Here is a 13,828-nt window from a genome sequence, read left to right as displayed (position 1 = left end):
CCGTGCGCGCCCTCGTCCGCATCGTCTCCTGGCTCTACGCCGTCGCCATCTATGGCTTCATCTTCCTGCCGGTGGTCGTGCTGGTGCTGTTTTCGCTGCAGGCGACGTCGTTTCCGATCCCGCCCTTCACCGGGCCGTCGCTGCGCTGGTACGACGCCGTGCTCGCCGACACGCGGCTGACCTCGGCGCTGGTAAATTCGCTTCTGGTGGCGGCTCTCTCCTCGGCTGCCGCCGTCGCACTCGGTTTCCTCTCTGCCTGGGGTTTTGCGCGTTTCGCCCTGCCGGGCTCGGCCCTGCTGCGCGGGCTGATCACCTTGCCGCTGACCGTGAGCTATCTCATCATCGGCATGGGGCTGCTGGTGCTGTTCAACTGGGTCGGCATACCGAAGTCGCTGCTTGCTGCCGGCATCGGCCATGTGGTGATCAACCTGCCGCTCTGCTTTGCCATTATCTACAGCCAGATGGGCGACCACCAGATCAACATCGAGCGTGCCGCGCGCGACCTCGGCGCGCCCGAATGGAAGGTGCTGCTGCTGATCACGGTGCCGGTCATGGCGCCGGCGATCTTTGCCGGTTTCTTCCTGTCGATGACCTTCTCCTGGGACGAATTCGTGATCTCGTTCCTGCTGACGCGCTTCGACACGACGCTGCCGGTCGAGATCTGGAACCTGCTGCGCTCCGGCCTCAATCCCAAGACCAACGCCGTCGGCTCGCTGGTCTTCGCCGTCTCCATCGTGCTGGTGGTGTTTTTTGAGCTGATGCTGTTGCGGAGGAAACCAGCATGACCGCGCCACTGGTCGATGTCCGCGCTGTCTCGCATCGCTTCGGCCAGCACACCGTGCTGAAGAATGTGTCGCTGCAAATCGAGCCGGGCAGCTACACCATCCTGCTCGGCCCGTCGGGCTCCGGCAAGACGACGCTTTTGTCGATTCTCGGCGGCTTCGTCACGCCGAGCCAAGGCAAGGTGCTGATCCGCGGCGAGGACTGCACCGCGGTGCCGCCGGCGAAGCGCCCGACGACGACGGTGTTCCAGGACTATGCGCTGTTTCCGCATATGAGCGTCGGCAGCAATGTCGGCTTCGGCCTGCGCATGCAAGGCGTCGATGCCGCGACACGGACCGCGCGGGCGCGCGAGGCGCTGGCGCTGGTCGGGCTTGCCACCGCCTTCGACAAGAAGCCGCACCAGCTTTCCGGCGGCCAGCGGCAGCGCGTCGCGCTGGCCCGCGCGCTTGTCGTCGAACCTGCGGTGCTGTTGCTCGACGAACCACTCGGCGCGCTCGACCTAAAACTGCGCCGGCAGATGCAGGACGAGCTGAAAGCGATCCAGAAACGCGTCGGCACCGCCTTCATCCACGTCACCCACGACCAGGAAGAGGCGATGGCCCTGGCCGACCATTGCGTGGTGATGAATGACGGGCGCATCGAGGACGAAGGTCCGCCGGAGCGCGTCTATGCGCGGCCGGCGACGCGCTTTTCCGCGACCTTCATGGGTGAGAGCACGCTGATATCGGGAACGGTGACGGCGGCGAAGCACGGAACAATCACTGTCGCGACCCAGGTCGGAGCGTTTTCGCTGCCCGGTCCAGTGCCTGCTGGCGCTTCTGTCGCCCTCGCCGTCCGTCCGGAGCACCTTGTCCTCGGCGCAACCGGCGGCGCGGTAAGCCTCGGCACGGCCAAGGTGAGCGATGTGGTGTTTCAAGGCAGCTTCAAGCGCGTGCTGGCTGTCTCCGAGAAAGACCCGGCGCTGCAATTTATCGCCAGGGTTCCCGCAGCAGCGGCCGTCCAGCCGGGCGACATCGTTGCGGTTTCGTGCGAGGCTGGCGACATCATCCTTCTGACGGGCTGAGCCATGGGCACGCTTCCGGTCATCGACGCTCCTAACTGGTATGAAGCCTTCCGTATGGGCGATGACGTGACGCTGATCCACGAGCCGTGGATCAAGCCGTTTTTCCGCTGCAACATTTGGCATGTGCGCGGCCGCGATCGCGATCTTCTGTTCGACACCGGCCTCGGCCATTTCAGCCTGCGGCGCCACGTCCCGCTGGTAACGGAGCGAAAACTCGTTTGCGTGGCCAGCCACACGCATTTCGACCATATCGGCTGCCATCACGAATTTCCGGACCGTTGCGTGCATGCGGCCGAAGCAGAAATCCTCGCGGACCCGCGCAATGAATGGACGGTCGCCGACCGCTACGCGACCGACGCCATGTTCGACGGAATGCCGCTGGGCTGGGATGCCACGCGCTACCGGATCCAGCCGGCGCCGGCCGTTCGTTTGCTCGGAGAAGGCGATTTCGTCGATCTCGGCGACCGTGTCTTCGAGGTGATCCACACGCCGGGCCATTCACCCGGCGGCATCGCGCTCTACGAGAGGAAGACCGGCATCCTGCTTTCCGGCGACATCGTCTATGACGGCCCGCTGATCGACGATGTCTATCATTCCGCTGTCGACGACTATGTCGAGACGCTGCTGCGGATGCGCGAACTCGATGTTGCGGTCGTGCATGGCGGGCACTTCCCGAGCTTCGGCAAGGTGCGCTACCGCCAGCTTATCGACGAGTATCTCGCACAAAAGCGGCAGGCCGGCTGCCATCTGCTGCAGGCCCGCTAAGCGCGGTCTTTAGTATCGGTGGAAGTGCTTGGCGAATTCACAACGCCCTTTGCGGGCACGGCGTGCCGGCGGCATCGCCGCAGCGTGAAGCCGTTGGCTGGGGTCTCAAACTCGTCTGTTCCGACTGGCGCACCAGTTGGGCAAAGGCAAGAGCGAAACTTCCCAGCATCAAGACGATGACAATCAGGCGTGTTACCGGCAATAAATCGGTCCGACTAGCTGGCCCCCACGCCGCCCATCCACTGCCGGCTAACATGGCCGATCTGGCTTTACGAGAGTTTAATCCCCGTCTTAACCATCACATTCGCTTGTCACTCGACACGATGCGCGAGCACCAGACCGGCGGCTCTCCCGGCGCTGTGCCAAGGGGCGCCACTGGGGGCGCTACATGAGCGCCACATGTCTCGCTTTGCAGATCTGCCCGCCCATGCTAACCCGGCGCTGGCGCGGCCCAAGCAACCGGTCGCCACCAACCGGCCGCCATCAACATCGCCATTGGGAGCCATGAACAAAGCCGCCAGCCGCTTCGCCTTCGTCTCGTCCGACACCGCCGACGCCAAGGCGGCGCTGGAGAGCCTTTCGGCGCGCTATGGCCAGGCCTCCATCGAGGATGCAGAGATCGTCGTCGCTCTGGGCGGCGACGGCTTCCTGTTGCAGACCTTGCGCGACACGATGAGCACGGGAAAAAAGGTCTACGGCATGAACCGTGGCACCATCGGCTTTCTGATGAACGAATATCGCGCCAGCGGTTTGACCGGGCGCATCGCGGCGGCCGTTGCCGAAACGATCCGTCCGCTGGAGATGCAGGCGGTCACCGCAGCGGGCGAAACGATCTCGGCGTTGGCGATCAACGAGGTTGCGCTGTGGCGCCAGTCCTACCAGACGGCCAAGATCCGCATCACCGTGGACGGGCAAGTGCGGCTGGAGGAATTGAACTGCGACGGTGTGATGGTCGCGACACCGGCCGGCTCGACCGCCTACAACCTATCCGCGCACGGACCGATCCTGCCGCTCGACGCGCCGCTGCTGGCGCTTACCCCGGTCAGTCCGTTCCGCCCGCGCCGCTGGCGCGGCGCGCTGCTCTCCAACAAGGCGACCGTTCGCTTCGACATTCTGGAGCCGGGAAAGCGGCCGGTGAACGCCGCCGCCGACCACACCGAGGTGAAGGCCGTAACCTCGGTTACGGTGCAAGAATCGCCAACGGTAACGGCGACGCTGCTGTTCGATCCGAGCCACTCGTGGAACGAGCGCATTCTCGCCGAACAGTTCCGTTATTGAGCCGGCGCAGCGACGGCAGTTCAATTAAGCATCGCGATTAAGGTTACGACTTCACAATCGTGCCGTCCCCCGCCTGTTTGTGTTGACAAATCGTGGGCTTGCGCCTACCTGCAATACCAATCTTGCAGGCGCGCGGCGCTTGCCGCGACCGCTTGCGTTGCGCCCCCGAACCAGCCAAAGACAGCCAAACTTGTCCTCAGACACCCAGATCGCTCAAGAAGTGTTGACCTTCGCAGACCTCGGCCTGTCGCCGAAGGTCCTTTCCGCAGTTACCGACGCCGGTTACACCGAACCGACACCGATCCAGGCCGGCGCCATTCCGCACGCCTTGCTCGGCAAGGATATTTTGGGCATCGCCCAGACCGGCACCGGCAAGACGGCCTCGTTCGTGCTGCCGATGCTGACCCGCCTCGAAAAAGGCCGGGCACGCGCCCGCATGCCGCGCACGCTGATCCTCGAGCCAACGCGCGAGCTTGCCGCGCAGGTTGAAGAGAACTTCATCAGATACGGCAAGAACCACAAGCTCAACATCGCGCTGCTGATCGGCGGCGTATCCTTCGACGAGCAGGACAAGAAGCTGGAGCGTGGCGCCGACGTGCTGATCGCGACGCCAGGCCGCCTGCTCGATCATCGGGAGCGCGGAAAGCTTCTGCTCAACGGCGTCGAGATCCTGGTCATCGATGAGGCCGACCGCATGCTCGACATGGGCTTCATTCCCGACATCGAGCGCATCTGCGAGATGATCCCGTTCACCAGGCAGACGCTGTTCTTCTCGGCGACGATGCCGCCTGAGATCACCAAGCTCACCGAGAAATTCCTGCACGCGCCGGTGCGCGTCGAGGTTTCGAAGGCGGCGTCCGCCGCGACCAACATCATCCAGCGGTTGGTGAAATCCGGCTCGAAACCTTGGGACAAGCGCGAGACGCTGCGCAATCTGATAAGGGCCGAGGATGCGGAGCTGAAGAACGCCATCATCTTCTGCAACCGCAAGATCGAGGTCTCGGAGCTTTTCCGCTCGCTGCTGAAATATGATTTCGACGCCGGCGCGCTGCATGGCGACATGGACCAGCGCGCGCGCATGCAGATGCTGGCCAATTTCCGTGACGGCAAACTGCGCTATCTCGTTGCGTCGGACGTCGCGGCGCGCGGACTCGACATCCCCGATGTCAGCCACGTCTTCAATTACGACGTGCCGATCCATGCCGAGGACTATGTCCATCGCATCGGCCGCACCGGCCGCGCCGGCCGCTCGGGCAAATCCTTCACCATCGCCACCAAGTCCGACACCAAATACATCGACGCGATCGAGCGGCTGATTGGCAACAAGATCGAGTGGCATGACGGTGATCTGTCGACGGTCGTCGCCAGCGAGGGCGGAGACGACGATGCTCCCCGCCGTGGCCGCGGCGCCCCCCGCCGCGCCGGCCGCAAGGACGATGGCAAGGAGAGGGGCGAACGCAGACCACGCGAACGCCACGCCAGGCAAAGCGAAGCTGCAGCACCGGATGCGGCGCGCGAGGAACAGCCAGTGGCGGCCGAGACCGCGGTCTCCGATGTCGGTGAACGGCGCGCGCGCAAAGAAGCGATCCGCTCGGAAAACACCGAGCGCCAAGCTTCCCCCGAACGCCAAGCTTCCCCCGAACGCAAGCCTTCGCCCGATCGCAATCGCAACGAACAGCGCGCGCCGGAACGTGGCGACACCAGGCCGCAGCGCGACGGCAATCGCCCGGCCCGCCATCGCCAGGAAGACAACGATGGGACCGTCGGATTCGGTGACGACATGCCCGCGTTCATGCGCATCGTCGCCAAGGGCTAACAACAAAAATTGGGCTGATCACAGCAGAAATTCTCAAAGGCTAGCAAAAACGGCCCCTTGCGGGGCCGTTTTCATGTGCAAAGCCGTCTTCTTATTTGTCTTGCTCAGGTGAGCGGTGAGAGCTGGATCTCGACGCGGCGGTTCTGGGCGCGGCCGGCGGCCGTTGCATTGGAGGCGATCGGACGCGTCTTGCCGAAGCCGGTGACGGCGAAGCGGCGGGTATCGACGCCCTGCCCGGACAGATAATTGGCGACTGCCAGCGCGCGACGCTGCGACAGGTCGAAATTGTGTTCGTCGCCACCGGTCGAGTCGGTGTGGCCGAACACGTCGACGGTGGTCCGGCGGAACTTGTTCAGCACAAGTGCGACCGAATTCAGCACTTGATAGAAGCCGGGCTTCACCGCGTCCTGGTCGACGTTGAAGGTGATGTCGGACGGCATGTTGAGGATGATCTGGTCGCCGCTGCGGGTGACGCTGACGCCGGAACCCTGAAGCTGCCGGCGCAGTTCGGCCTCGTTCTGGTCCATCGTGGCGCCGATGGCGCCGCCAGCGAGCGCGCCGACGCCAGCGCCGATCAGCGCATTGCGGCGATCGTTGCCACCGGCAAGCAGGCCGAGCCCCGCACCCGCCAGCGCGCCGATGCCGGCGCCGGCCGCAGTATTGGAAACTTTCTGTTGTCCGGTATACGGATCGGTGGTGGTGCAGGCACTCACGAGCACAGCCGTCGCCACGGCGACGAGCACAGTCTTTTTCATCAGGTAGTCCCTCTCCAGTCCGCGGTCCCACCAGTGGCGCGCCGCATCAGCCCTTCCGTTGCATCGGCCCGAAAATCATCGATTTTCGGAAAGCACGATGCATAGATTCAAAGTCTTAGAGCGTACTTTGTGCGTCCAAGTGGACGCAAGTCGCTCTATGCTTGTAACATGAAATGCGGCGAAAAATGGAAGGGGAAAAGCGGCTGGCCATGGCTTTTCCCGGTCAATTCAACGGCCGCTGTTGCGCAAATTCCGATCCGCTAGCAGAGACTGTCGGCTACCAGAGATTCTTGCCGTCGATGACGACGACCTCGACCTGATCAAGGTCGAAATCGTCGAACAGGCGAGAATTCACGCTGATTTTCGGATTGTCGAAGTTCGGCTTGCCGGTCGACCAGTCGGGCGTTTCGGTGAAGGTGCCGCAGCCGCAGGTGGCGCAGAAACCATGTTTTACCGTTTTCGAGCCCCATTGATAGAAAGAGACATTCTTGAGCGGGCTGGTGAGCTTGAATTGCGACGGAATGTAATAGGCCCACAACGAGCCGCGTTTCGAGCAGAAGGAGCAGGTGCATTGCGTCACGGTTAGCGGCGTTTCCGAAACCTCGAACGTCGTCGCCCTGCAGTGGCAGCTTGCCTTTATGGTCATAACGCCTCCCTCGCGATTGCTTCCCGCCCGCGCTGTAAGGCAACATGCGGTAAGGCAACATAAAGAGGCGCTGTTGACAACCGCCTGTCAGCAGACTCGGCTTGCCTGCGTCGGACGCGTGGCGCCGCGCTTCAATCCTTTTGATGCATGTCGTTATCCCAAACCGCTGCGCACCCTCGAGTCAGGCCATGGCCCTCGGAGCAAGCTTTTGGGCGACATGCATCAAAACGACGACGGTGGCACGAACAGGCAGATGGTCTTTCCGTCATTGGCGCCGGCGACCGAACACCAGTGATACTCGCCGTCGGGCGAATTCTTGATCCGTGCATCGCTGTAGCCCACGACCTCGCCTGTTCCCTTGATGACATAGCCCTCCGGACGCTCGCTGATCAACGTCTGCGAGACCGCGCGGCAATCATAGCCGGAACAACAGGAGAATGGGTAACTCCAGCCTTGCGGCTTCGCTGCAGTCGGCGTGGCGTCGTGCGCCAAGGCGGATGCTGCAAATGTAGTGACGGCGGCCGTCAGAGCCACCACCGCAATGATCGAATTCAGGAGGCGGCGCGCCGTCTTGACGGCTGAGGCCAGTCGGGTTGTGGAAGCAGGCATGGGCGCAATTCCTATCACCGAGTTATCAAGCGTTTCGCTTGCCCGTTCTTGGAACGTAACTTCCCAGTGGCCGGCTCGTCAGGTCGCAGATACGCCGCGTCCGGCCATAAATGCTTTTTCTCCCAGCGTTCGGATGCTGGGCTGATTCCTTTGCTGGCGCAAGAAATTGCTTTGCAACCGAGCGCCGACATCTGCAGCCAGAACCAGCCTGCCGGGGTTGACGAGAGTGACTTCATCAACCCCGGCAGTGGGATCGCGCGGATAACGAGATTGAACTCGCAGTGGTTCCGGGCCAGGCCCGGCAGGCCTGCAACATCTAACCCGGAGGCAGAAGTAATTGTCGAAAATTCGATGAAAAAACAAAGCCATAAAGCACCCGCTCAATTACAGTGAAGAGCCTGTTACTCTAGCGTGATGTTCCTGCTGGAGCTTCAGTCGATATCGGCCACCACTTCGCCGGCGCCGCCCTCGATGCGCTGCGACAGCGAGGCCTCCATGAAATCGTCGAGGTCGCCGTCCAGCACGCTCGACGGGCTTGTGCTCTCGACACCCGTGCGCAGATCCTTCACCAGCTGATAGGGCTGCAGAACGTAGGAGCGGATCTGATGGCCCCAGCCGATATCGCTCTTCGACGCTTCGGTGGCGTTCGCCACCGCCTCGCGCTTCTTCAGCTCTTCCTCGTAGAGCCGCGAACGCAGCATCTCCCAGGCCTTCGCCTTGTTCTTGTGCTGGGAGCGCTCGGCCTGGCAGGCGACCGCGATGCCGGTGGCGAGATGGGTGATGCGGACCGCTGAATCGGTGGTGTTGACGTGCTGGCCACCCGATCCGGACGAACGATAGGTGTCGATGCGGACATCCGATTCGGAAACGTCGATCTCGATCGTATCGTCGATCACGGGATAGACCCAGACGCTGGCGAAGGACGTGTGGCGGCGCGCATTGCTGTCATAGGGCGAAATACGCACGAGACGGTGAACGCCGGATTCCGTCTTCAGCCAGCCATAGGCATTGTGGCCCTTGATCAGCAGCGTGGCGGACTTGATGCCGGCCTCTTCGCCGTCATGCACTTCCAGCACCTCGACCTTGAAGCGGCGCCGCTCGGCCCAACGCGTGTACATGCGCAGGAGCATCGAGGCCCAGTCCTGGCTTTCGGTGCCGCCGGCGCCGGCATGGATTTCGAGATAGCTGTCGTTGGCGTCCGCCTCGCCCGAAAGCAGCGTCTCGATCTGGCGGGCCTTTGCTTCGCCGCGCATCGAGCGGATCGCCGCTTCCGCCTCGGCGACGACGCTCTCATCGCCCTCTTCCTCGCCAAGCTCGATCAAGCCGATATTGTCTTCCAGCGCCTGGGTTAGGCCTTTGACCGCGGCGATGCCTTCCTCGAGGCCCTGGCGCTCACGCATCAGCTTCTGCGCCTCCAGCGGCTCGTTCCAGAGGCTCGAATCCTCGGCACGCACATTCAGGTATTCAAGCCGCTTTATGGCTTGATCCCAGTCAAAGATGCCTCCTCAGCAGGGTTATCGCCTGCCTGATTTCGTCGACAATATTCTGCGTTTCCGCGCGCATGGCAGGCCGTTCTGTCCTGTGCTGAATGGTGCCCTGTTGCTTAACAGAGCTGGGTTGGCGCGATACATAGGGACGGCACCGCCGCCTGTAAAGCGAAATGGGCCGGCTCGAAAGCCGGCCCAAATACCCTATCCCATGTCAGTAGAGCCCGCCGCCGCCGGACTGGATGGCTTGGTTGGCCTGTGGCGACAGCGCGCCGCCGGAGGCGTTGGAGCCGTCCGCACCCATGCCAATCACCCAATAGCTGTCGGCTGGGCCGGTGCCCGGCTTGAAGGCTTCGATAAAGGCGCCGGCGTCGTCCGGGTTGGCCCGCATGCCGGTTTTGCGATTGATGGCGATCAGCTTCATGCCTTCGGGAACCTGGAAATCGACATTGGGCGTGCCGTCCAGCGCCACTCGCATGAAGTCCTTGAAGATCGGCGCGGCGAGGCCGCCGCCGGTCGCGCCCTTGCCAAGACCTTTCGGCTGATCATAGCCCATATAAAGGCCGACAACGAGGTTGGGCGTGTAGCCGATGAACCAGGTATCCTTCTCGTCGTTTGTCGTTCCGGTCTTGCCGGCGATGTGGCGACCGAGTTCGGCGACGGTAGCGCCGGTGCCGCGCTCGACGACGCCCTCCATCATCGAGGTGATCTGATAGGCGGTCATCGGATCGAGCACCTGCTCGGAATTGTCGACCAGTTCCGGCTCAGGCTGGTTCTGCCATTCGGCCGCATTGCAATTTTCGCAGCCGCGTTCGTCCTGCCTGTATACCGTCTTGCCGTAGCGATCCTGGATCCGGTCGATCAGCGTCGGCTTGATCGACTTGCCGCCGTTGGCCATGATCGAATAAGCCGATACCATGCGCATCACGGTCGTCTCGCCCGACCCCAGCGCCATCGGCAGATACGGCGCCAGTCGATCATAGACGCCGAAGCGCTCGGCATATTCGGCGACCAGTTTCATGCCCATGTCGTTGGCCAGGCGCACAGTCATTAGATTGCGCGACCTCTCGATGCCGGACCGCAAGGTCGCCGGGCCCGCTGTCCTTCCATCGTAGTTTTTCGGTGTCCAGGTCGTGTTGCCGCTCTTGATGGTGATCGGGCCGTCCATGATCACCGAAGCTGGCGTATAGCCATTGTCGAGAGCGGCGGCATAGACGATCGGCTTGAACGATGAACCCGGCTGCCGCATGGCCTGTGTGGTACGGTTGAATTCGGATAGCGAATAGGAGAACCCGCCGACCATGGCCAGAACGCGCCCGGTATGCGGATCCATGGCGATCAGGCCGCCCTCCACTTCGGGGGCCTGGCGCAAGATATAGGCCCCATCCGTACCTTCTTTCTTCTGCACGAAGATGGCGTCGCCAGGCTTCAGCACGTCCGCCGGCGATTTGGCCTTGACGGTCCTGCCGCCGACCACATGACGCATGGCGAAGCTCATGTCCTCGCGGCTGACGGTGCCTTCGACGCGATCCTTGACGAGATCGCCCGAGACCTGCCGGGTCGGCCGAAGGCCGATCGACAGGCCGTTCTCCGAACTGTCGAGCACGACGGCGAGCGACCATTCGGGCACGTCGTCCAATCCTTTGACTTCGCTCAAAGGCACGCCCCAGTCGCCGGATACGTCGATGGTCTTCACCGGCCCACGATAGCCGCGCAGCGTATCGAACTTCATCAGGCCGTTCTGCATGGCTTTGCGGGCGATGAGCTGCATCTTGGGATCGAGCGTCGTACGGACGGACAGGCCGCCCTCGTAGAGCGCATTCTCGCCGTAGCGCGCGCTGATCTGGCGACGCACTTCCTCGGTGAAATATTCGCCAGCGAACAGATAGGTGCCGGAGCGGCGTGGCTTGACGCCGAGCGGCTCGGCCTTGGCCTTGGCGCCTTCCTCTTGCGTGACGTAGCCGTTGCCGACCATCTGGTCGATCACCCAGTTGCGGCGCTCGATGGCGCGGTCGGCATATTTGAAGGGATGATAGTTGGAGGGGCCCTTCGGCAAAGCCGCCAGATAGGCCGCCTCCGCCACGGTGAGTTCATTCACCGCCTTGTCGAAATAGGTGAGCGCCGCGCCGGCGACGCCATAGGCGCCGAGCCCGAAGAAAATCTCGTTGAGGTAGAGCTCGAGAATGCGGTCCTTCGAATAGGCTTGCTCGATGCGGAAGGCCAGGATCATCTCCTTGATCTTGCGCTCGTAGGTCTGGTCCGAGGACAACAGGAAGTTTTTTGCCACCTGCTGGGTGATCGTCGAGGCGCCGACCTGGCGCTTGCCCGAGCCGGCATTCTGCAGATTGACCATGACTGCGCGGCCAAGGCCGGTCATATCGATGCCGGGGTGATTGTAGAAGTTCTTGTCCTCGGCAGACAGGAAGGCCGCCTTGACACGATCCGGCACCGCCTGGATCGGCAAATACAGGCGCCGCTCGCGCGCATATTCGGCCATCAGCGCACCGTCGGACGCATGGATGCGGGTCGTCACCGGCGGTTCATACTTGGCCAGGACCTCGTAGTCGGGCAAATCCTTCGACAGATGGCTGATATAGATCGCCACGCCGGCCGCGACCAAAAGGGCCAGCGCGGTGCCGATGCCGAAGAAATAGCCAATAAGACGAATCATGCCCGCTCCAGTCCTTGGTTCGGGAATTGCCTAAACGAAGCCGCCTTTCGCGCAAGCTTTCGAGACGATCCCGACCGGTAATCGAAAATCCATGTCGCCACCATGTGGGCAAAATGCGGCAGCATGGAATTTCGGCCTCGAATGGCGGAAATATAAGTGCAAAGTGTTGTCGCCGTGCAACGCTGCCTCTGGTTGTGGGCGGCGCGAGCGTCTCAGCCTCCGGTTCCGGCTCCGGCCTTGGCTGAAGCGAACAGGGCGATGGCATTGGTTATGCTCTGGGCCGCCTTGCTGCGCCAATCGGCGCTGAGCAGTTGTGCCTCGTCCTTGGCATTCGACAGATAGCCGAGTTCGACCAGCACGGAGGGAACATCCGGCGCCTTCAACACCTTGAAGCTGGCCGAACGCTGCGGATTGTTGATGAGGCCGACACTGGTGGAAAGCTGGCCGACCAGCGTTTGGGCAAAACTCATCGAGAAACTGTGCGTCTCGCGGCGAATCAGGTCGATCAGGATGTCGGTTACTTCCTTGTTGTCGTCCTTGATTTCCATGCCGGCGAATTGGTCGGAAAGGTTTTCTCGGTCGGCGAGCGCCTGCGCTTCGGGATCGGAAGCCTTATCGGAGACGGTATAGACGGTTGCGCCGCGAAGGCCCTTGACCCGGATCGTGTCGGCGTGGATCGAAATGAGCAGATCGGCCTCGTGCTGGCGGGCAATGCGCACGCGGTCGTCCAGCCGCAGGAATTGGTCCGTCTCGCGCGTCAAAAACACGTCGTATTTGCCGACTGCGGCGAGTTTGTCCCGCAATTCGGTGGCGAAAGCGAGCGTGACGTTCTTCTCGACGGTGCCGTTCATGCCCGCGGCGCCGCCGTCGATGCCGCCATGGCCTGGATCGATGACGACGGTAAAGCGATGGCCTGGATTGGAGACCGGGCCGGTGCCGACCCTGCCGCCCTTGTCGGAGGATACCGTCGAGCCGGTGGTCAACGCCTGATTGGCAAGAGCGGCGTCGAACTCCCGCACGGACGCCGCCGACATGTCGATGGCGATGCGGTAGCCGTTGTCGTCATCGTTCTTGAGCACGTCGAACCTGTCGACGGCGAATGAGCCCTTGCCGGTGAGAATCAGCCGCGACACCCCCTCGCCGAGATCGCCGTAGCGCACGCTCCTGACCAGGCCGCGCGCCTTCACGTCCTTGGCATTGATGGCGAATCTCGTGCTTGGCAGGTCGATGACCAGACGGTGGGGGCCGCGCAGCAGGAACCATTTGACGTCGGGCTCGCGATCGAAATTCACGACGATGCGCATCTTGGTGGCGTCGCCGGCCATTTTGTAGCTCGTCACTGCCAGCGGCGCATCGGCGGCAAAGGAAATCGGCGAAAAAACCAGGCAAGCGACAACCAGCAACAGCAGACTAGCAGTGCGGAAGCGGGCGGCGTAGAAAAAAATGCCTCCGGCGCGACCACTGTTGTGCGTGAAGACTGCCAGCGCCATCTCTTCCAGTCGCTCCGGTTTGGCGCCAGGCGCCCAATCCTGTTGTCGGCCAATTGCTTGTCGGAGTGTCGTCGTCTTGTAGAAACGCCGGTCAGGCCGCGAACTCGATTAACCGTTGGTATACAGAGAAGGTTAACCAAGCCTTTTCATGCAACGCTTAAAGACGTGCTTCCGTTGCGGAACTGCATTTTGCCGGCATCGGAAATCGGGGTTGCCTTCCAACCCGCCAAATCATAAAAGCGATGGTGGATCACTGCAATCCTGGAACCGTCCTTCTCCGCAGCTTCCTGCTACAGGTGAGATGAACGACGGCTCCTCTCGCGTCAGGCGAAAAAGGCAACAGGTGATCGCGACGAATTTCGCAGGTGTGAGCCCGTGGCGGGGGAAGCGCCTGCGTGAGGAAAACGGCCGGGATTGTCCCGCGCCGGCTCTGTACGAGCAAACAAGCTGGTCCGGTTTTCCCGG

12 protein-coding genes are annotated in these 13,828 nt (G+C 62.3%); 6 read left to right on the top strand and 6 right to left on the bottom strand.

The window, feature by feature from the left end; genetic code table 11:
* Nucleotides 1-2 precede the first annotated feature (2 nt).
* The 5 genes from AC0L16_RS08940 to AC0L16_RS08920 all read left to right on the top strand — a co-directional run bounded on the left by AC0L16_RS08940 (nt 3) and on the right by AC0L16_RS08920 (nt 5,705).
* Complete coding sequence (locus tag AC0L16_RS08940) at nt 3-785, top strand: ABC transporter permease (RefSeq protein ID WP_473620221.1); 783 nt, start codon at nt 3-5, stop codon at nt 783-785.
* Nucleotides 782-1,846 carry an ABC transporter ATP-binding protein gene (locus AC0L16_RS08935; protein WP_473620220.1) on the top strand — a complete coding sequence of 355 codons (1,065 nt, stop codon included), beginning with the start codon at nt 782-784 and terminating at the stop codon, nt 1,844-1,846. Before AC0L16_RS08940 ends, AC0L16_RS08935 begins: the two co-directional genes overlap by 4 nt.
* 3 nt (nt 1,847-1,849) lie before the next feature.
* A complete protein-coding gene (locus AC0L16_RS08930) occupies nt 1,850-2,611 on the top strand; it encodes an MBL fold metallo-hydrolase (protein WP_473620218.1) in 762 nt (253 codons plus the stop codon).
* 504 nt (nt 2,612-3,115) lie between these two features.
* Complete coding sequence (locus AC0L16_RS08925; protein WP_473620272.1) at nt 3,116-3,889, top strand: NAD kinase; 774 nt, start codon at nt 3,116-3,118, stop codon at nt 3,887-3,889.
* A gap of 190 nt (nt 3,890-4,079) precedes the next feature.
* Complete coding sequence (locus tag AC0L16_RS08920) at nt 4,080-5,705, top strand: DEAD/DEAH box helicase (RefSeq protein WP_473620217.1); 1,626 nt, start codon at nt 4,080-4,082, stop codon at nt 5,703-5,705.
* Nucleotides 5,706-5,809: 104 nt separating this feature from the next.
* On the opposite strand, the gene AC0L16_RS08915 is transcribed toward AC0L16_RS08920, so the two are convergent.
* From AC0L16_RS08915 to AC0L16_RS08905, 3 genes are all read right to left on the bottom strand, one after another.
* Nucleotides 5,810-6,460 (bottom strand): YiaD family glycine zipper/OmpA-like lipoprotein, encoded by a 651-nt coding sequence (locus AC0L16_RS08915; RefSeq protein ID WP_473620215.1) that lies wholly within the window; start codon nt 6,458-6,460, stop codon nt 5,810-5,812.
* Between the two features lie 277 nt (nt 6,461-6,737).
* The gene (locus AC0L16_RS08910; RefSeq protein ID WP_473620214.1) at nt 6,738-7,106 is read right to left on the bottom strand and encodes a GFA family protein; all 369 of its coding nucleotides are present in this window, start codon (nt 7,104-7,106) and stop codon (nt 6,738-6,740) included.
* Nucleotides 7,107-7,328: 222 nt separating this feature from the next.
* Nucleotides 7,329-7,715, bottom strand: a complete 387-nt coding sequence (locus AC0L16_RS08905; protein ID WP_473620213.1) for a hypothetical protein — start codon at nt 7,713-7,715, stop codon at nt 7,329-7,331.
* 66 nt (nt 7,716-7,781) lie between these two features.
* Here AC0L16_RS08905 and AC0L16_RS08900 point away from each other — a divergent pair, with 66 nt between their 5' ends.
* Complete coding sequence (locus AC0L16_RS08900; RefSeq protein WP_473620211.1) at nt 7,782-8,108, top strand: hypothetical protein; 327 nt, start codon at nt 7,782-7,784, stop codon at nt 8,106-8,108.
* A 38-nt stretch (nt 8,109-8,146) separates the two neighbouring features.
* On the opposite strand, the gene prfB is transcribed toward AC0L16_RS08900, so the two are convergent.
* The 3 genes from prfB to AC0L16_RS08885 form a co-directional block, all read right to left on the bottom strand.
* Nucleotides 8,147-9,278, bottom strand: a protein-coding gene (prfB, locus tag AC0L16_RS08895) for a peptide chain release factor 2 (protein ID WP_143744589.1) whose coding sequence is annotated in 2 segments (ribosomal slippage) — nt 8,147-9,211 and nt 9,213-9,278 — 1,131 coding nt in all. Because the reading frame shifts where the segments join, the coding sequence is not laid out codon by codon here.
* A 138-nt stretch (nt 9,279-9,416) separates the two neighbouring features.
* A complete protein-coding gene (locus AC0L16_RS08890) occupies nt 9,417-11,873 on the bottom strand; it encodes a penicillin-binding protein 1A (RefSeq protein WP_473620210.1) in 2,457 nt (818 codons plus the stop codon).
* 212 nt (nt 11,874-12,085) lie between these two features.
* Complete coding sequence (locus tag AC0L16_RS08885) at nt 12,086-13,363, bottom strand: N-acetylmuramoyl-L-alanine amidase (protein ID WP_473620208.1); 1,278 nt, start codon at nt 13,361-13,363, stop codon at nt 12,086-12,088.
* Nucleotides 13,364-13,828 lie beyond the last annotated feature (465 nt).

It is taken from the genome of Mesorhizobium sp. WSM4848, assembly GCF_055811375.1.
Note: the sequence above shows the minus strand (reverse complement) of the source record. Positions and strands in the feature narration are given on the sequence as shown.